Below are 17,474 nucleotides of genomic sequence, written 5' to 3'. Positions count from 1 at the left end.
CCGGGGCGAAGGTCAGCCGGCACCCTCATCGCGGCGTCGAGGTGCTCGAGCACCTCGACGCCGGCGCCGGGCTCGACCATCGCCCGGATCGCCGAGTCCACCAGCCCGGGGGGACGTCTCGGCATAGGCCAGTATGCCTATGCCCTCGATCCACCGGTGTCGGGTATGAACTGGTTGTGGTCACCCCGGTGGGGTGATGCGAGGAGCGCTGACCCATGATGAACGCACGAACGAGTTTGCCAATGCAGATCCTGCTGTCAGGAGCGCTCGGTATCGCCCTCCTGGGCTGCGGCGGCGACGGCGACGGGTCCTCCGGCGGCGGCAGCGGCGGCTCCGGCGCCGATACAAGCGCGGGGGTCACCTCGGGCAGCACGGGTAGCTCCACGCCAGGGACCACGACGGGCTCAGCCGGCGGTGATGGCACCACGACGAGCACCACCACGACGAGCGGCACGGGGGACAGCGGCACCACGACGAGCGGCACCGGGGGCAGCGGCACCGGTGGAGACCCCACCGGGGGCGCGGGCACCGGGGGCAGCGACACGGGCGGCGGCGGTACCATCACCTGCCCGTCGACAGCGCTGCGGGCCGGCGACACGAACCAGACGGTCATGGTGGGCTCCAGGAGCCGCAGCTACGTCTTGCACGTCCCCCCCGCGTACGACGGCAGCAAGCCGGTGCCGCTCGTGCTGGACTTCCACGGCCTCGGCGGCTCTGGCCCGTCGCAGCGATCGGGATCGCCGTATCCGGCGCAGACCGACCCGGAAGGGGTGATCATGGCCTTTCCGAGCGGTCTGAACGGCCCGTCGGGCCCCGCCTGGAACGTGGGGCCGTGCTGCGTGGCCGACACCGACGATGTCGCCGTCGCCAAGGCGATCGTGGCCCAGATCCAGGAGACCGCCTGCATCGACCCGAAGCGCATCTATGCCGTTGGCTTCTCCATGGGGGGTGGGATGTCCCACTACCTCGCTTGCCAGGCGGCCGACGTGTTCGCGGCGGTGGCGCCCGCCGCCTTCGATCTCCTCGAGGAGAACGTCGGCGGCTGCAACCCGTCGCGGCCCATCTCCGTGATCACCTTCCGCGGCACCTCGGACCCGATCGTGCCCTACGCGGGCGGATATTCCTCGGTCGTGCCGGGCATGCCGATCACGTTCCTCGGCGCGAAGAAGGGCTTCGAGGCGTGGGCCGACATCAATGGATGCACCGGCTCGCCCTCGGCCGAGAACGGCGACGGCTGCTCGACCTATTCGGCGTGCCAGGACGGCGTCGAGGTCACCCTGTGCACGAAGCAGGGCGGCAGCCACGAGGCCGGCAACGCCAGGGTCGGCTGGCCCGCGCTGAAGCGGCACACGCTGCCCTGAGCCCACGCCTCTCTGCCAACCTGCCTGTCGGGCGCCGACACGCAACGCAGCGTACATCTGGCGCCGTTGCAAATATCTGGTCCTGACGCACCCGTGTCGTCGTCATCGCGGCTTCCGCCGGCGAGCGAGCGCGCGCGTTGACCGATGGCGCCCTGATCGTCCATACTGGCGAGCAATCCTTTGCAATTCTGCTTCTGCGCGACCTCATCGCGCCGTGGCGGGGGTTGACTCGCTCCTTCATGAAAGTCAGCGGCACCACAATCCTGACGCGGAAGGCATTGGTGAGTCGAAGGTTCGGCTCGGAGGCGTGGCGCGGCCTCTTTCGCGACGTGGCGACGACCAATCCGTGGTTTCGCCAGCCGATCACCGCCAGCAGCCTGGTCCCGCTGCCCGATTTCCTCGCGTTTCATGACGAGCTGGTCCGGAGGTTCTATCCGGAGGGCAAGGACGCGCTCCTCGAGCTCGGGGCCGAGTCGGCGCGCTGGGCGCTCGTCGACGGCCCGCTGAAGCGCTTCGTCCAGGATCCGGAGATCACGTCGCTGGTCGCGACCGTTCAGAACCTCTGGCACCGGTACTTCGCCGAGACGAGCAGCCGCTCCGAGGCGTCGCTGGGCGAATCGGGGGTCGAGTTTCGCGTCCGTGGCCTCCCGACCTGGCACCCGTACCTCGAGTATTTCGTGATCGGATACACGAAGGAGGTGCTCGAGATCCATTGCGCCAACCCGGTCTGGGCGCATCGCGTCACGGAGGGACACGGGACGGCGTATGACTACCTGCTCTCCACCGATCCTGTCCCGACCCACCCTCGGATCAGCGAGCACGCCGGCGCCGGGCGCGGCCGGCTCCTGCGGGCGCGCAAGGCGCTCACGGCGCGCGAGCTCGAGGTCCTGCGGCTCGTCGGCGCCGGCAAGACGAACCGCGAGATCGGGTGCGTCCTGCGCATCTCGGAGAAGACCGTGCAGCATCACGTCGCCCACGCCTACGACAAGCTCGGCCTCTACAGCCGCGCCGGCGCGACGCTGTGGCTGGCCGAGCAGGGGCTCCTCGGCTGACACGCCTCCCGCTGGCACGTCGCTCGCGCCCGCTGCCGCGAGCGCAGGAGCGGTGTCCCGGAATACCTGACAGGAGATGTCAGGATCCCCGTGCGACCCTCGCGCGTGCTGGCCAAGGAGGATCGATCATGAGCGGAGCACTTCAGGGAAAGGTGGCGCTGGTCGCGGGCGCGACGCGCGGGGCGGGCAGGGGGATCGCGGTCGCGCTGGGCGAGGCGGGAGCGACCGTGTACGTCACGGGCCGCACCACGCGCGCGCAGCGCTCGGAGATGGATCGGCCCGAGACGATCGAGGAGACCGCCGAGCGGGTCACCCGGGCCGGGGGCAGGGGGATCGCGGTGCAGGTGGACCACCTGGAGCGCGAGCAGGTCCAGGCGCTCGTGGCGCGGATCGAGCGGGAACAGGGGCGGCTCGACGTGCTGGTCAACGACATCTGGGGCGGCGAGCACCTGTTCGCCTGGGACAAGCCGCTGTGGGAGCACTCGCTGGACAGCGGGATGCGGCTGCTGCGGCTGGCCATCGATACGCACATCATCACGAGCCACTGCGCCCTGCCGCTGCTCATCAGGAGGCCGGGCGGCCTCGTCGTCGAGATCACGGACGGCACGGCCGAGTACAACGCGGGGCACTACCGCGTCTCGTTCTTCTACGACCTGGCCAAGACCGCGGTCCTCCGCATGGCGTTCGCCCAGGCCGAGGAGCTGCGGGCCCACGGCGGCACCGCCGTCGCGCTGACGCCGGGGTGGCTGCGCTCGGAGATCATGCTCGGGCACTACGGGGTCACCGAGGAGCGCTGGCGCGACGCGCTCGCGAAGCAGCCGCACTTCGCGATCTCCGAGACCCCCGCGTACGTGGGCCGCGCGGTGGCTGCGCTCGCGGCCGACCCGGAGGTGGCCCGCTGGTCCGGGAAGTCGCTGTCGAGCGGCCAGCTCGCGAAGGTGTACGGCTTCACCGACGTGGACGGCTCCCGGCCCGACGCCTGGCGGTACCTCGTCGAGGTCCAGGACGCCGGCAAGCCCGCCGACGTCACCGGCTACCGGTAGCCGCCGCCCGGGCGAGCGCTTCGCCGATCCAGATCGGCGCCCTCAGCCCGCGGCGCCCTGGCCGAGGAGCAGCACCCGGCCTTCCGCCCCGTCCACGACGATCTCCTGGCCGTCCGCGATCCGCTCGGTCGCCCCGGCGGCCCCCAGGACCGCGGGGATCCCGTACTCGCGCGCGACGATGGCCGCGTGCGACGCCGCGCCGCCGGCGTCCGTCACGACGCCCGCGGCGAGGGTGAAGAGCGGCGTCCAGGCGGGGTTCGTGTAGGGGCAGACAAGGATCTCCCCCGCCTTCAGCCGCTCGAACTCGCGCTCGTCGCGCACGATGCGCGCCTTGCCGCGCACCACCCCGGACGACGCCCCGCTGCCGCGGAGCTCGCTGCCCGAGCCCCCCGCGGCCGCCCGGAACGCCCGCTTCTGCCACCTGCCGTTGACCACCCCGTACGTCGCGCGCCGGCGTCGGACGAGCCGCTTCACCTCGTCGAGCGGCGGCGCCTCCCCGCGGATCCAGGCCCGGACCTCGGCGTCGGTCAGGTAGAAGATGTCATCGGGGCCCGGCAGGCGCCCGCGCTCCTGGAGGCGACGCGCGAGCTCGGCCACGATCGCCTGGAGCGCCGAGAACGAGCGCACCAGATCGAAGTGCGAGCGCTCCCGGAAGAGGATCGCGCGGCGCAGCCGCTCGAGGGTGCGGCGGAACGCGTCGGGCAGCCCCGGCACGAGGCGAAGCTTCCGGGTGACCTCCTCGAGCGCCGCCCGATAGCGCCTCATCCCGGCCTCCTCGGACGGCGGCTCGGCGGCGTCGAGCAGGCCGCGGAGGAGCCCCCACATCGGCGCGGGATCCTGCCGCCACGTCGGCGCCGAGAGGTAGAGGCCCTTGCTCTCCCGGTACCCGTGCTCGTCCAGGAAGGCCTCGACCTCGGCGAGGTAAACCCGCCCGGCCTCCGATCCCCGGAGCTCCTCCAGGCGCCCCTCGCGGACGGCGCGGGCCACCTCCGGCCCGGCGCTCGCCGCCCGGCGCGCGAGCTGGAAGAGCGCGACGTTGACGTCGGACGTCCGGGTGTGGAGGCCCGAGACGAGGTCGCCCAGGACGGCATCGGCCCGCTTCCTCCCCACGGCGAGGGTGACGGGGACCCGCAGCGCGACCGCGGCGAGCTGGCTGACGCTCCGCTCGAACCGCTCGCCGAGGACGTCCGTCGTGGTCTCCACGATCCGGTCGGCGCGGCGGAGGAGGGCGGCGTCGTCCATCGCGCGGAGATCGGCCGGCGCGCAGACCTCCTGGATCCGCGGGAACGCCTCGCCCTCCCACCACGCCAGCCCGTCGTCGCGCAGGCTGGCCGCGACCTTCTGCGGCAGCCCGAGCAGCCGGAGGGTGGGTCGCACCGGCGGCAGGACGAGGAGCTCACGCCACACCTGGTCGACCAGCGCGCGCTCTTCGGCCTCGTCCACGTGGAGCCCGAGGAAGCGCACCGCGCGGACGAGCGCGGGAATGGATATGCGGAAGCCCCATTGATCGAGCGGCCTGGGGGCGACCGGGAACCGATCGCTGTCGTTCGCTTCAGCCATCCTCCGCTGGAGGCGCGTGAGCGCCGGGAGCGGAGGGAGCGGCTCGATCTCGGCCGCGCCGAGCGTGGTGATCGGGCGCGACTGGAGGAGGTGGATCGAGCCGTCCGCGACGGCGAACTCCACGTCCTGCGGGCAGCCGAAGTGGGACTCCAGGCGGAGCCCGAGCCGGCCGAGCTCGAGCACCACGGCGTCGCTCGGCGCGGGGCGGCCGGCCTCCCGGAGGTCGCGGTCCTCGATCGCGAGGTCGCTCGCCCCGGGGTCCGGGGCGCCGTCCGGCCCGTCCGGGCGGAGCTCCGCGGGCCCGGCGAACGGCGCGCGCCGCAGGCGGTACACGTCGCCGGTCGTGTGGCCCGAGACGATGGCCTCGCCGAGGCCCGGCGCGACCTCCAGGAGCATGCGGTCGGCGCGCTGGGCGACCGGGTCGACCGTGAACAGGACCCCGGCGAAATCGGCCGGCACCATGCGCTGCACGACGACCGCGATGTGGACCCCGAGGTGATCCATGCCGCGCACCGCGCGGTAGCGGAGGGCCCTCGGGCTCCAGAGGGACGCCCAGCACCGCCGCAGCGCGAGGAGGAGCGCGTCCTCTCCGGTCACGTCGAGGTACGTCTCGTGCTGGCCGGCGAACGAGGCGTCGGCGAGATCCTCCGCCGTCGCCGAGGAGCGCACCGCGACCGCCGGCGCGTCGAGATCGCGGTAGGCGTCGCGGACCGCGGCCTCGATGTCGGGCAGCAGCTCGCCGCTCTCGAAGAGCTCCGCCACCTCCGAGGCCGCGGCCTTCCAGCCGCTCCTGGCGAGGTGCGCCGAGAGCCGCACGCCGAGCCCCCACGCGCGCGCTTGCTCCGCGTACGCCGCGGCGCTCACCACGAACCCGGGCGGCACCGGGAGCCCGAGCCGGACCAGCTCACCGAGGTTCGCGCCCTTGCCGCCGGCCGAGGAGAGATCGGCTCGGGACAGCTCGCTCAAGCGATGGACCAGCATCAACAAGCGTCTCCTTCGGACAGATAAGGTTGCTTCAGCGGCGCCCGCGCCGCGCGCGCCGGGCTCATGAACGGCTCTCCATCGACACGATAGGCACCGACCGCGTCCTCGTCAGCAGGGCGCCCATGGCGGCGCGTTTCAGCGCGCCGTGCCCGCGTCGGCGCGTCTGCCCACGACGATGTACTGATCGGGCAGGTCCTCCGCGACGACCTCGGGCGAGAGGCCCCCGGCGCGGAGCTCGGCGGCGACCGCCTCGGCGGCGATGCGGTGCTCCTTCGGGGGGCCGTGGGGCGCGGTGTCGGTGAAGTCGACGACGACCACCGCCCCGTCCGGGCGGAGCGCTGCGCGCAGCTTCGCCGCGTAGGCGGGGCGATCGGGGATGTGGTGCCAGGTGTTGACCACGAGGATGCGGTCGACCGAGCCGGGGTCGAGCCCGGGATCCGCGGGGCCGACCTGGCGCGCGGTGACGTTGGCGAGGCGCTCGCGGGCGGCGCGCTCGGTCATGTAGCGGACCATGTCCCGCTCGATGTCCAGGCCGACGACCGCGCCGGTCGGCCCGACGGCGCGCGACAGGTGCGGCAGGAAGTAGCCCGTGCCGGCCCCGAGATCGGCGACCCGCATGCCGGGCGCGATCCGCATCGCGGCGATGACGTCCGCGGGCTTCTGCCAGGCGTCGCGCTCGGGGCCCTCGAACTCGGGCACCCAGTCCTCGGCCCGCTCGAAGCGGTGCACGAGCGGCCCTGCGCCGTGGGCGTCCCCGCCGTGGTGGCCGGCGTGCGCTCCGTGGTGGCTGGCGTGGCCGGCGTGCCCTCCGTGGTCGCTGGCGTGGCCGGCGTGGCCGGCGTGCCCTCCGCTGCCCGGCGCGGCGGCGTCGGGCGTGGCGCTGCAGCTGGTGAGGAGCGCGGCGAGGGCGGCGCCGGAGGCGAAGGGGCGAGGGCGGCGGTGCATCCGCGCTCCCTACCACGATCGGCGAGCCGGAGTCCCCTGCGGGGCGCTGTCGCGCAGATTGCGCAACCTCCCGCCCAGTTGAGCAAGCGTCTGCCCGATCCGGGCGGCCCGGGCGCCGCGGAGCGGCGCGCGCGCCGCGAAAACCGCGTGGCCCGACTCCTGCCAAGGGGACTACGCCTCCGCAACACAGCGACGGACGCCTCGATGCCTCGTCGCCGAGGCGCCCTCGACGCGGCGATCGCCGCGTCGGTCATCGCCGCGGAGGAAGGTGCTCGTGCATTGTCATCGCCCCGCCGGGAGCGGCGAGGCGACATGGAGAGACATCATGAACGTTCAGGATCTCATCAAGAACCATCGTATCGCTTCCGCTCTCTGGCTCGCGCTCTCGATGGCCCCGTTCGCCGCGGGCTGTCAGGTGGAGGTGGCCGACGGCGACGCCGAGCCGGTCGTCTCCGAGGCGCAGGAGGTGAGGGGAGACATCAGGCTCCCCGGCGCCGTCTGCGGCGGCTTCGCCGGCCTCGCCTGCAAGCCCGGCTTCTTCTGTGATTACGAGATCGAGGCCATGTGCGGCGCGGCCGATCAGACGGGCATCTGCGCGCCCATCCCGGTGGCGTGCACGAAGCAGTACGACCCGGTCTGCGGCTGTGACGGCAAGACGTACGGCAACGAGTGCTCCGCGAACGCGGCGGGCGTGTCGGTGGCGTCGCGCGGCGCGTGCGAGACGCCCCGGGACGAGGCGTGCGGCGGCATCGCCGGCCTCGCGTGCGAGCGCGGGTATTTCTGCGACTACAGCCCGAAAGCGAGCTGCGGCGCGGGCGATCAGATGGGCACCTGCGAGGTCATCCCGGAGGCGTGCCTGCACATCTATGATCCGGTCTGCGGCTGCGACGGCAAGACGTACAGCAACGCGTGCTCCGCGAATGCGGCGGGCGTGTCGGTGGCGTCGTCCGGCGCGTGCGCCGAGCGCCTCTGAGAGAGCGCCTCGGGGCCCTCTGCCGCGCTGGCGGCGGAGCGGAATCATGCAATCGAGGCGGAAGGCGGAGGCGCGCGCGAGCGCCTCGTGAGCCCGCGTGTCGGCCCCTCGAACACCTCGCCATCGAGGGGCCGACCGCGCCTCGAACACCGCGGCGCGCGGCGCGGCGTTCGTCCACAGCGTGCGCATTTTGTGACCCAGCCGTTGCACGATCGTCATAATATCGCTCCCGGACTGCCGAGCTTAGGAGCGATCCATGAAAGTACGAATCCTGCATTATCTGTTGCCGTTCGCGGCGTTGGCTGCGGTGCCCCTCGCGGGCTGCGGCGACTCCACGCCCAGCTCGCCCTCCGGGACGACGGGCGGCGGCGCGGGCACCACGGGTCCGGGCGGCACGGGCGGCGGCGGCATGGGCCCGGGCGGCACGGGCGGCGGCGGCGGTGAGGACAATACTGTAAGGGAACAGCCCGATTACGCGCTCGCGTTCCCGCAGGACCGGGTTCCCCGCATCGACATCACCATCGCGCCCGAGCGGTGGCAGGAGATGCTCGACGACATGACGTCGATGATCGGCGAGTTCGGCGCGCAGGCCGGGGGGCCCGGCGGATTCGAGCCGCCGCAGGAGTGGGTCGAGGCCTGCAATGGGCTCGTGGTCGGCGACGACTGCACGATCGATCTCTTCGGCTCCCCCGCCGAGGGGACCTGCTCGGAGCTCCCCGGCGGCCTGACATGCCAGCCGAAGCCGCAGGATCCCGGCGATTTCGAGCCGCCGCAGGACTGGATCGACGCCTGCACCGGGCTCGCGGCGTCCGACCCCTGCACGATCGACATCTTCGGTACCGAGACCCAGGGGACATGCACCGAGCAAGAGGCCGGCCTGGCCTGCATGCCCGCCGGGCCGGGCGGGCCGGGCGGCGGCGATATCGGGCTCATCAGCAGCGTCGACCATTTCCCGCGCTCGCCGATGTACGTCGAGTGCGACGTCGCCACCGAAAACCAGAAGTGGCAGCACGTCGGCCTCCGCTTCAGGGGCAACGTCAGCCTGCTCACGCCCTGGATGACGGGTGTCTGGAAATTGCCGCTGCGACTCAATTTCGACAAATACGAGGACACCTACCCCGAGATCAAGAACCAGCGTTTCTACGGCTTCGAGGGGGTGGCGTTCACCAGCAGCTACCTGGATCCGTCGCTCCTGCGCGAGAAGCTCGGCACCGACATCTTCGCCAAGGCGGGGATCCCGGCGCCCGCGACCGCGTTCTACCGGGTCTTCATCGATCACGGGGAGGGGCCGATCTATTTCGGGCTGTACACAGGGATCGAGGTCCCGTCGGACGAGTCGTTCCTCGACAAGCATTTCGGCGGCCACAAGGGCAATCTCTACAAGCCTGACGGCACCGGCGCGCGGTGGGAGACCTGGGACCCCGAGTCCCTCGTCAAGGAGAACCACGAGGAAGAGGCCGACTTCTCGGACGCGCGCGCGCTCTTCGACGCGCTGCACGCCGACCGGACCGACGCCGCCGCCTGGCGCGCGGGGCTCGAGGCGCGCCTCGACGTCGACGGCTTCCTGCACTGGCTGGCGCTGAACGCGGTGATCGAGGACTGGGACGTGTACGGCCGCCTGCCGCACAACTACTACATGTACTCGGACCCGAACAAGAACGGGCAATTCACGTGGATCCCGTGGGACCACACGTTCGCGTTCATCGATGGCGACGCGGCCGGAGCGACCCCGATGCCGGCGCTGCCCCTCTCGATGGACGATGTGAACGAGCACTGGCCGCTCATCCGCTACCTGCTGGATGATCCGGTGTACCTCGAGAAGTACCGAGGCTACGTGAAGCAGGCAGCGGAGCAGGAGTACGAGCCGGCCGCCGCCGAGGCGTGGTTCAAGGCGGCGCACGACCTGATCGCGCCGTACGTCGTCGGGCCGGAGGGCGAGATCGAGGGGCACACCCACCTCGCGTCGCCCGAGGACTTCGACAAGGGCCTCGAGGCGCTGATCGCTCACGCCAAGGGGCGTCCGGCGGACGTGGCCGCGTACCTCGGCCAGTGACGCGGGCGCGCGGCGCGACGGCGGCCTGACCGGGCCGCCGCGCGGCGCTGCGTGTCACCGGTGGGCGGCGCTGACGACCTGGGGTTGCCAGGCCGCCCCCGTCTTGTTCGCGCAGAACCCGAACGAGGTCGACGCGCCGGGGTCGAGCTGGCCGTTGTAGGGCAGGCTCGCGGCGGTCATCTCGCTCCCGTCAACGGCGACGTCGGCGGACCAGCTCGAGATCACGGCCGACTGCCGTAGATCAATGACGGCCTACCAGGCGCCGATATCGAACCTGCGGCGATTGGTGACGTCGACGCTGGCGCAGTAGCCCGTATCCCAGCTCGAGTTCACCGTGACGCTCGCCGTGACGGCCCCCGGGTTGGCTGGGACCTCGGGGATGTCGGTGCGCCAGGTCGTGTCGTTGCCGAAGTAGCGCGTGATCGGCGCCCAGTTGTGGGTGAGCATCGGCGCCGGCTGCCCTGCCGGGACGGGCCGCGTCGCGAACTCGGCCAGCGTGTTGAAGAAGGTGAGCTCGCTGTCGGTGAGATCGCGGCCGTGCGCTTCCAGGATGAACGCGACCTTCGATCGAGGACGTGGAGCCAGGTCATGTTCGTCATCTCCGGATCTCGCCATGTCGCGCTGCGCTCGCGCGCAGCAGAGCGGGATACTGCGCGATGTAGGTCGCAGCCGCGCCTGCGTCGCCGGCGCACCGGTGGCGGAGCGAGCGCTGGCCTGCCATGACCCTGCGATGGCCTTGACGGCGCGTGGCCCCTCATGCGAGCGTCCGACATGCAGGCCGAGGCGCCGTTTCCGCATGCGCACGGCGCGCAGCGCGCCGCTCAGCGCAGCCGGTCCTGCCGGGTAAGGCGCGCGTCGGCGAGATCCGAGGAGCGTTCATGAAGGCGCCGGCCGATCATCCCCCTCCGTCGCCCTCGCCGCTGTCGAGGGATCCCGCTGCGTTCGTGGGCGCGCTCGGCGGCGTCTGCGCCGTGGCCGCGCTGCTCGTCAGCCGGGATGTCGACGTCACGCCGCTCGCGCTGGACGCTCTCTTTGTCCTCGCTCTCCTCGGCATCGCCGCCGCCGCTCGCAAACAGGCGCTGCGCGACGCGCTCCCGCTCGGCGTCCTCCCGCTCGCGGCCCTCGTCGTCGTGGGGACCCAGGCCGCCATCGGGCGCTCCTTCGTCGACGGTGCCGGGCCTCTGCTGATCGGTGTGTGGGTCGGCCTCATCATCTTCGGGGGCCTGATCTTGAGCGGCATCGCGGGTCCCCCCGGGGCGTGGCTGTTCGCGGTCCTGGTGAGGCCCATGGCCCGCGTCGGTTCGCGCGTCCTACCGGTGCTGAGCGGCATCCTCCTCGCGTCGGCCACCCTCCTCGTCGCCGTCTCGCTCGCTCGCGCCGTGCGAATGCCCAGCCCGGACGGTTATATAGCGTCCCTCCCGAGCATCGGTGTCATTCCGCCTGTCACGGGGGAGCCCTCGATGATCGAGAAGGGCCCGACGCACCCGTCCGGAACGCCGATGTTGACGCGCATCCACGACATGAAGCTCGGCGAGGTAGGCATTCGCCGGCTATGTCCCAGCCTCGTCCAGAGGTGCTTTCTCGAGGTAAAGCCTCCCGGGAGACCCTTTGATGTCCAGTATGTGACATGGCTTGCTGAGAGCAATCACTTCATCCACGGGGGTCGTTCCTCGCGGGATATGGGAGATCGCATGTGGGTCGATCCCGGCGCATCCATCGTCGTCCGCCGGGCGTCTCTCGTCGAGCGCGGCGCGTATCCTTCCAGTCCCGAGAGCGAGCGTTACCAGGTGCTCGTGCTCGATGGAGAGATCTACCGCACGTCGCGCTACCGCGAGCCGGGCGTGGCCGTCCTCCAGGAGCCGTGGTTCCAGACGATAGGCATGAGCATGCGCTCCATCGCCGGCGCGATCTCCGCGCCCAGGGGCTGGATCGCGATCGCCGCGTGCGGGGTGCTCCTCACCGCGGCGCTCCTGGTCCACCGCGCCCGCGTCCTCCGCGGGCTCTCCCGCATCGAGAAGGCCAGGCCCGCGGTGCTCGAGGAGAGCGGCTGGCTCACCTTCGCGGACGGCTCGCCTCCCGTGCGTGCCGGCGACCGCGGGTTGCCGGTCGGGCCGGTCCTGGTCCTGGAGCCGCGATCTGCGGGCGCCTACCGGGGCGCCGCTTCGCCTGGAGGCGAGCTCCTCGCCGGCGAGCAGCAAGAGCTCCTCGAGCGGGGGCGCGACCTTGTCGCGCAGCTCGACGTCACCGCGTTTGCCGTCGCGGCGCTCGCCCCGCTGCCGCTCCTGACCGCGGTGCTCGCGCTGCAGCTCTGGTAGGGCGCGCGGCCCGGGGGCGGAGCCCTACAGCTCGAGCTCCGCCTTGCAGCTCGAATCCTCCATATCGCGGGTCAGCCGGAACCCGAGCTTCTTCGACACGCGCTGCATCTCCACGTTCTCGGCCATGATATCGGCGCTGATCCGCGAGAGCCCCTCGTCGCGCGCGATCTGGACGAGGAGGCCCAGGAGCCGCGAGCCGAGCCCCTGCCGCTGGTGCTCGTCGCTGATCAGCAGCGCGAACTCCGAGTCGTTCGTGCCCGGCAGCTTGCTCAGCCGGCCGACGCCGATGATCTCGCGCTCGGCGCCGCCCGCCGGCGGCTTCTCGACGACGAGCGCCATCTCGCGGTCGTAGTCCGCGAAGCAGACCCGCGTCAGCCGCTCGTGCGCGGTGCGCCGGTCGAGCTGCATCGGGTAGAAATACCGCAGCCGCACGGTCCGCTCCGAGAGCTTCTGGTGGAACTTGACCATCAGCGGCTCGTCCTCCGGGCGGATCGGGCGGATCGTGAACGCCTGCCCGTCCCGGCTCTTCAGCTCCGTCACGTACTGCGTGGGATACTCGCGGATCGCCGACCGAGGGAGCGCCGATTCCGGCGTGTCCGGCGGGTGCAGGACCACGCGCGCGTCGAGGGCGATCATGCTGTCGGCGCTCACGGCCAGCGGGTTGATGTCGATCTCGCGGATCCACCGCTGCTCGACCACCATCTGCGAGAACCGCACGAGCAGGTGCCCGAGCGCCTCCAGGTCCACCGGCTTGCGGCCGCGCACGCCCTTGAGGGCGGTGTAGATCTTCGTCTGCTCCATCATGCGGGAGGCGAGCGTCGCGTTGAGCGGCGGCAGGCCGAGCGCGCGGTCCTTGAAGACCTCCACGAGCTGCCCGCCGGCCCCGAACAGGAGCACCGGGCCGAACTGCGGATCGATCGAGCTGCCGAGGATGATCTCGTAAGCGTCCTTCAGCGCGACCATCGGCTGGACCGTCACGCCCTGGAAATGCTCTGCGCCGGCCTTCAGCGCGACGCTCTCCTGGATCTCCGCGAACGCCCGGCGGACGGCGGCGTCGTCGGCCAGGTCGAGCTTCACGCCGCCCACGTCGGTCTTGTGCGTGATCGTCGCGCTGTACAGCTTGAGGACGGCCGGATACCCCATCTCCCTGGCCATGGCGGACGCCTCATCCACGCTCCGGGCGACGCCCGTCTGCACCGTCGGGATGCCATACGCCGCCATGAGCTGCTTCGACTCGAACTCATCCATCAGCGTCCTGCCGGCCGCGCGGACGCCCGCGATCAGCGCGCTTGCCCTGTCGCGATCGACGTTCCGCGCCCGCTCATCGAGGCTCGGCGTCTCGTACAGGGAACGCAGGTTGTCCGAGTAGCGGAACATGGAACAGAACGCGCGCGCGGCGATGTCGGGGTACTCGAACGTCGGGACCCCGGCGCGGTTCAGGATCGACTTGCCGGCCTCCACCTCCACGCCGCCCATCCAGCTCGCCAGGACCGGCTTGCCGTCGACGTGCGCGTGCTTGCGCAGCGCCTCGGCGGTCTGGGTGGATTCGGTCATGTCCTGCGGCGTGAGGATGACGAGCACGCCGTCGTTGTGCGGGTCCTTCGCGCAGATCTCCAGGGCCCTGGCGTAGCGGTCGGCGCCGGCGTCGCCGAGCACGTCCACGGGGTTGTTGCGGCTCCAGGCGGCGGGGAGGAAGCTGTTCAGCTCGCCCAGGATCTCCGGCGAGATCGGCGCCAGCTCGCCGCCGTGCGCGACGAGCGCGTCGGTGGCCAGCACGCCCGGGCCGCCGGCGTTCGTGACGATGCACAGCCGGTTGCCGCGCGGGCGCGGCTGCTTGGCCAGCGTCTCGGCCATGGAGAACAGGTCCGCGATGTCGTTCACGCGCAGCACGCCCACGCGCCGGAACGCCGCCTCGAGCACCTCGTCCGAGCCGGTCAGCGAGCCCGTGTGCGAGGCCGCCGCCTTCGCCGCCGCCTCGCTGCGGCCCGGCTTGATCACGATGATCGGCTTGTTCAGCGCCACCTCGCGGGCGGCCGACAGGAACGATCGCGCGTCGCCGATCGACTCCATGTAGATGAGGATGCTGCTCGTCTTGGGGTCGTTGCCGAAGTAGTCGATGAGATCGCCCCACCCGACGTCGAGCATCGAGCCGATGCTGACGAAGCCGCTGAAGCCGACCTGCTCCTGCAGGCTCCAGTCGAGCACCGCCGTGCAGAGCGCGCCGGACTGGCTGATGAACGCCACGTTGCCCGGCCGCGCCTGCCCCTTCGCGAACGTGGCGTTGAGCCCGCCGATCGGGTTCATGACGCCAAGGCAGTTGGGCCCGATGATGCGCATCTTCCCGCGGGCGCGCGCCATGATCTGCTGCTCGAGCTGGATGCCCGGAGGGCCCATCTCCTTGAAGCCGGCCGAGATGATGATCGCGCCGCGCACCCCGGCGTCGACGCACTCGCCGAGGAGCCCCGGCACCGTCGCCGCGGGCGTGACGATCACCGCGAGGTCCACCTTCGCGGGCACGGCCGCGATGTTCGGGTAGGCCTTGATGCCGAGCACGCTGGACCGCTTGGGGTTCACCGGAAACACGGTTCCGCCGAACGGATTGCTGATCAGGTTCCACAGGAGCGTGCGGCCGACGGCGCCGCTGTTCTCCGTCGCGCCGATGACGGCGACGTTGCGCGGCTTGAAGATCGGGTCGAGGCTCTGAAACTCCTGACGAAGCACGTCGTGGGCGCGGTCCGTCGTGGGCAGCGAGTCAACCATGAGGCTCCTTTGGAGGGGGTTCGGCGGGAGGTTCTGGGGCCGTCGTGCGGAGACCGCAATGGCCGTCTCGCCGCCCCGCTGGCCGGTTGCGTGGGATGCTTCCGCGGGAGGACCTACGCCGAACCGTGGATGTTCGCAAGTTTCGTACCTGGCGACGGCGGCCTGCTCGGCTGGCGGACTCGGCCATCGAATCTCCACGGTCGCGCCCTCGGTCGCCAGCGATCGCGCGTGGGCGCTGGCCTTCAGCGCACGGGGAGCGGGCGTCGCTTGACGACCCCTGGTCTGGTTGATAGACAAGTCAATCAACGCCTCGGGGGGAGCGTTCATGTGTCCTCGCAGCGCCGAGCAGTTCGAGCAGATCAAGGACGAGCGGCGCCGAGCGCTGCTTCGGGCGGCGCGCGCCGTTTTCGGCCGCAAGGGGTTCGCGGCGGCGAAGATCGCCGACATCGCCGCGCAGGCCGGGATCAGCCACGGGCTCGTCTATCACTACTACCCCGAGAAAGAGTCGCTGTTCGCGGCCACCGTGGAGGCCTCGGCGGAGGGGTGGGAGGTGCTCATGGCGCTGGCGCGGGCGCGCGAGGGGACGCCGTGGGAGCGGCTCGTCTATGTGTGCGGGCAGATGATCGCCGGCCTGCGCGAGGAGCCGGAGCACCTCTTGATGACGGTGCATGTCGTCGCCGAGGACGCGTCGCCGGCCCTGAGCGACCTGCTGAGGCGCTTCCGCCTGCGGGTCATCGCTGATCTCGAGGCGATGATCCAGGAAGGTCAGCGCGCGGGCGAGGTCGCACAGGGCCCCTCCGCGGCGCTGACGCGCGCCCTGGTCGCCATCATCCAGGGGCTCGCCATCAATCGACTCGTGGAGCCCGACGCCGCGCTGCCGCCGCTGGACGTGGTGCTCCGTATCCTGAAATCATGAGCAGAGACGAGGGAGGGACGCATGAAGATCGTGGTGGATGAAGAGCGCTGTGAAGCCAACGGCGTCTGCGTGCGTGCGGCGCCCGAGGCGTTTCGCGTCGACGACGACGACCGCCTGCACCTGCTCGTCACGGACGTGACGCCCGAGCTCCGCGACAAGGTGGAGAGGGCGGTGCGCGATTGCCCGCGCGGCGCGCTGTCGCTCGTCGAGCGCTGAAGCGGGGAGGAGAAGGGTCGACCGAACGCAGGACCGAAGGCAAGGAGAGGTGCTCACATGATCCAGGAGAGTTCACGTCCCACGGTGGAGTTCAATCCGTTCGCGCCCGGGTACACGGAGGATCCATACCCCGTTTACGCCCGGCTGCGCGAGGCGCCCATCCGCTACTGGCCCGAGGGCCACGGCTGGATCGCCAGCCGACACAACGAGATCCAGGCCATCCTGCGCGACAGCCGCTTCACGGCCGATCGCGCGGCGTGGGCGCACGCGCCCGAATTCGCCAAGATCACCGTCCCCGAGGTCGAGGAGATGAACCGGCACGGGCTCTTCTCGCTGCCGGACAGGGATCACGCCCGGGTGCGCAGGCTCGTGAGCCCGGCGCTCACGCCGCGCGCCGTCGAGCGCCTGCGCCCCCGGGTCCAGGCCATCGTCGACGAGCGGCTCGACGCCATCGCGGGCAAGGGCGTCATCGACGTGGTCCACGACTTCTCCGAGCACATCCCGGTCCGCGTGATCAGCGAGATGCTACATATCCCGCCGCAGCACGACGCGGCGTTCCACCGCTTCGCGGACTCGGCGGTGAAGCAGCTCTTCATGATGCTCCTGTCGCCCGAGGAGCTCGAGCGCATGGTCGTCGGCATCCGCGAGGGGATGGCGATGCTGGGCGACGTGATCGAGGACCGCCGCAAGAGCCCGATCGAGGGCGACATGTTGACGGCCCTCATCCAGGCCGAGGAGCAGGGCGACCGCCTGAGCAAGCCGGAGCTCGTGTCGCTTGTCTCGGCGCTGCTCGTGGGGGGCTCCGAGACCACGGTGCACCTCATCGCGTTCATGGTGCTGAACCTGCTGAAGCGCCCCGAGGTGCTGGCCGAGGTCCAGCGGGACCCCGAGCTCATGAAGGGGGTCGTCGACGAGGTGCTCCGCTTCGACAACTTCGGCAAGCTCGGCACGTTCCGCTACGCGACCGAGGACGTCGAGATCGGCGGCACGCGCATCGCGAAGGGGGAGATGGTCGTCCTCTTCTTCGCGGCGGCGCTGCGCGACGGGGCCGCCTACGCGAACCCGGATCAGTTCGATCCGCGGCGCGACGCGGTCGGGAGCGTCGCGTTCGGCGGCGGCGCCCACTACTGTATCGGCGCGAACCTGGCGCGCCTGGAGGCGCAGGTCGCGGTGAGCTCGCTCCTCCGCAGGTTCCCCGACATGAAGCTCGAGTCGCCGCCGACATTCGGCCCGCACCCGGCGATCCGCAAGATGGATTCGTTCAAGGTCCGCCTCGGCGCCTGACAGCTCCGCCCG

The 17,474-nt window shown here is 71.2% G+C and carries 14 protein-coding genes; 9 read left to right on the top strand and 5 right to left on the bottom strand.

Annotated elements, in window-relative coordinates; genetic code table 11:
* Positions 1 to 242: 242 nt before the first annotated feature.
* The 3 genes from WME96_RS21530 (at position 243) to WME96_RS21520 (ending at position 3,456) form a co-directional block, all read left to right on the top strand.
* On the top strand, positions 243 to 1,361 hold the full coding sequence (locus WME96_RS21530; protein ID WP_437291969.1) for an alpha/beta hydrolase family esterase: 1,119 nt from the start codon (positions 243 to 245) through the stop codon (positions 1,359 to 1,361).
* 281 nt (positions 1,362 to 1,642) lie between these two features.
* Positions 1,643 to 2,413: a response regulator transcription factor gene (locus WME96_RS21525; RefSeq protein WP_437291968.1), complete on the top strand. Its 771-nt coding sequence runs from the start codon at positions 1,643 to 1,645 to the stop codon at positions 2,411 to 2,413.
* A gap of 128 nt (positions 2,414 to 2,541) precedes the next feature.
* Complete coding sequence (locus WME96_RS21520) at positions 2,542 to 3,456, top strand: SDR family oxidoreductase (protein ID WP_437291967.1); 915 nt, start codon at positions 2,542 to 2,544, stop codon at positions 3,454 to 3,456.
* Positions 3,457 to 3,498: 42 nt separating this feature from the next.
* Here WME96_RS21520 and WME96_RS21515 read toward each other — a convergent pair whose 3' ends face one another.
* Positions 3,499 to 5,997: a PEP/pyruvate-binding domain-containing protein gene (locus tag WME96_RS21515; protein ID WP_437291966.1), complete on the bottom strand. Its 2,499-nt coding sequence runs from the start codon at positions 5,995 to 5,997 to the stop codon at positions 3,499 to 3,501.
* Between the two features lie 138 nt (positions 5,998 to 6,135).
* Positions 6,136 to 6,945, bottom strand: coding sequence for a class I SAM-dependent methyltransferase (locus WME96_RS21510; protein ID WP_437291965.1), 810 nt, complete (start codon positions 6,943 to 6,945; stop codon positions 6,136 to 6,138).
* Positions 6,946 to 7,270: 325 nt separating this feature from the next.
* Here WME96_RS21510 and WME96_RS21505 point away from each other — a divergent pair, with 325 nt between their 5' ends.
* On the top strand, positions 7,271 to 7,918 hold the full coding sequence (locus WME96_RS21505; protein ID WP_437291964.1) for a Kazal-type serine protease inhibitor family protein: 648 nt from the start codon (positions 7,271 to 7,273) through the stop codon (positions 7,916 to 7,918).
* A 256-nt stretch (positions 7,919 to 8,174) separates the two neighbouring features.
* Positions 8,175 to 9,971 carry a CotH kinase family protein gene (locus WME96_RS21500; RefSeq protein ID WP_437291963.1) on the top strand — a complete coding sequence of 599 codons (1,797 nt, stop codon included), beginning with the start codon at positions 8,175 to 8,177 and terminating at the stop codon, positions 9,969 to 9,971.
* A gap of 54 nt (positions 9,972 to 10,025) precedes the next feature.
* On the opposite strand, the gene WME96_RS21495 is transcribed toward WME96_RS21500, so the two are convergent.
* Entirely contained in the window at positions 10,026 to 10,196 is a 171-nt protein-coding gene (locus WME96_RS21495; protein ID WP_437291962.1) for a cellulose binding domain-containing protein, read from the bottom strand.
* 27 nt (positions 10,197 to 10,223) lie between these two features.
* Positions 10,224 to 10,586 (bottom strand): hypothetical protein, encoded by a 363-nt coding sequence (locus WME96_RS21490; protein ID WP_437291961.1) that lies wholly within the window; start codon positions 10,584 to 10,586, stop codon positions 10,224 to 10,226.
* 263 nt (positions 10,587 to 10,849) lie between these two features.
* Here WME96_RS21490 and WME96_RS21485 point away from each other — a divergent pair, with 263 nt between their 5' ends.
* Positions 10,850 to 12,286, top strand: coding sequence for a hypothetical protein (locus tag WME96_RS21485; RefSeq protein WP_437291960.1), 1,437 nt, complete (start codon positions 10,850 to 10,852; stop codon positions 12,284 to 12,286).
* A 24-nt stretch (positions 12,287 to 12,310) separates the two neighbouring features.
* Here the strand turns inward: WME96_RS21485 and WME96_RS21480 are convergent, their stop codons facing one another.
* Entirely contained in the window at positions 12,311 to 15,046 is a 2,736-nt protein-coding gene (locus WME96_RS21480; protein ID WP_437291959.1) for a bifunctional acetate--CoA ligase family protein/GNAT family N-acetyltransferase, read from the bottom strand.
* Positions 15,047 to 15,371: 325 nt separating this feature from the next.
* Between WME96_RS21480 and WME96_RS21475 the strand changes: the two genes are divergently transcribed.
* Genes WME96_RS21475 through WME96_RS21465 form a run of 3 tightly spaced genes read left to right on the top strand, consistent with a single transcriptional unit; the run spans position 15,372 to position 17,462 of the window.
* On the top strand, positions 15,372 to 15,962 hold the full coding sequence (locus WME96_RS21475; protein WP_437291958.1) for a TetR/AcrR family transcriptional regulator: 591 nt from the start codon (positions 15,372 to 15,374) through the stop codon (positions 15,960 to 15,962).
* Between the two features lie 21 nt (positions 15,963 to 15,983).
* Positions 15,984 to 16,178, top strand: a complete 195-nt coding sequence (locus tag WME96_RS21470; RefSeq protein WP_061610132.1) for a ferredoxin — start codon at positions 15,984 to 15,986, stop codon at positions 16,176 to 16,178.
* 57 nt (positions 16,179 to 16,235) lie between these two features.
* Positions 16,236 to 17,462 carry a cytochrome P450 gene (locus tag WME96_RS21465; RefSeq protein WP_437291957.1) on the top strand — a complete coding sequence of 409 codons (1,227 nt, stop codon included), beginning with the start codon at positions 16,236 to 16,238 and terminating at the stop codon, positions 17,460 to 17,462.
* The last annotated feature ends 12 nt before the right edge of the window (positions 17,463 to 17,474 follow it).

The sequence above is a fragment of the Sorangium sp. So ce406 genome, from assembly GCF_051474675.1.
GTDB classification, from domain to species: Bacteria; Myxococcota_A; Polyangia; order Polyangiales; family Polyangiaceae; genus Sorangium; species Sorangium cellulosum_G.
The sequence above is the reverse complement of the archived record's forward strand: the minus strand, read 5'-3'. Positions and strand labels throughout refer to the sequence as shown.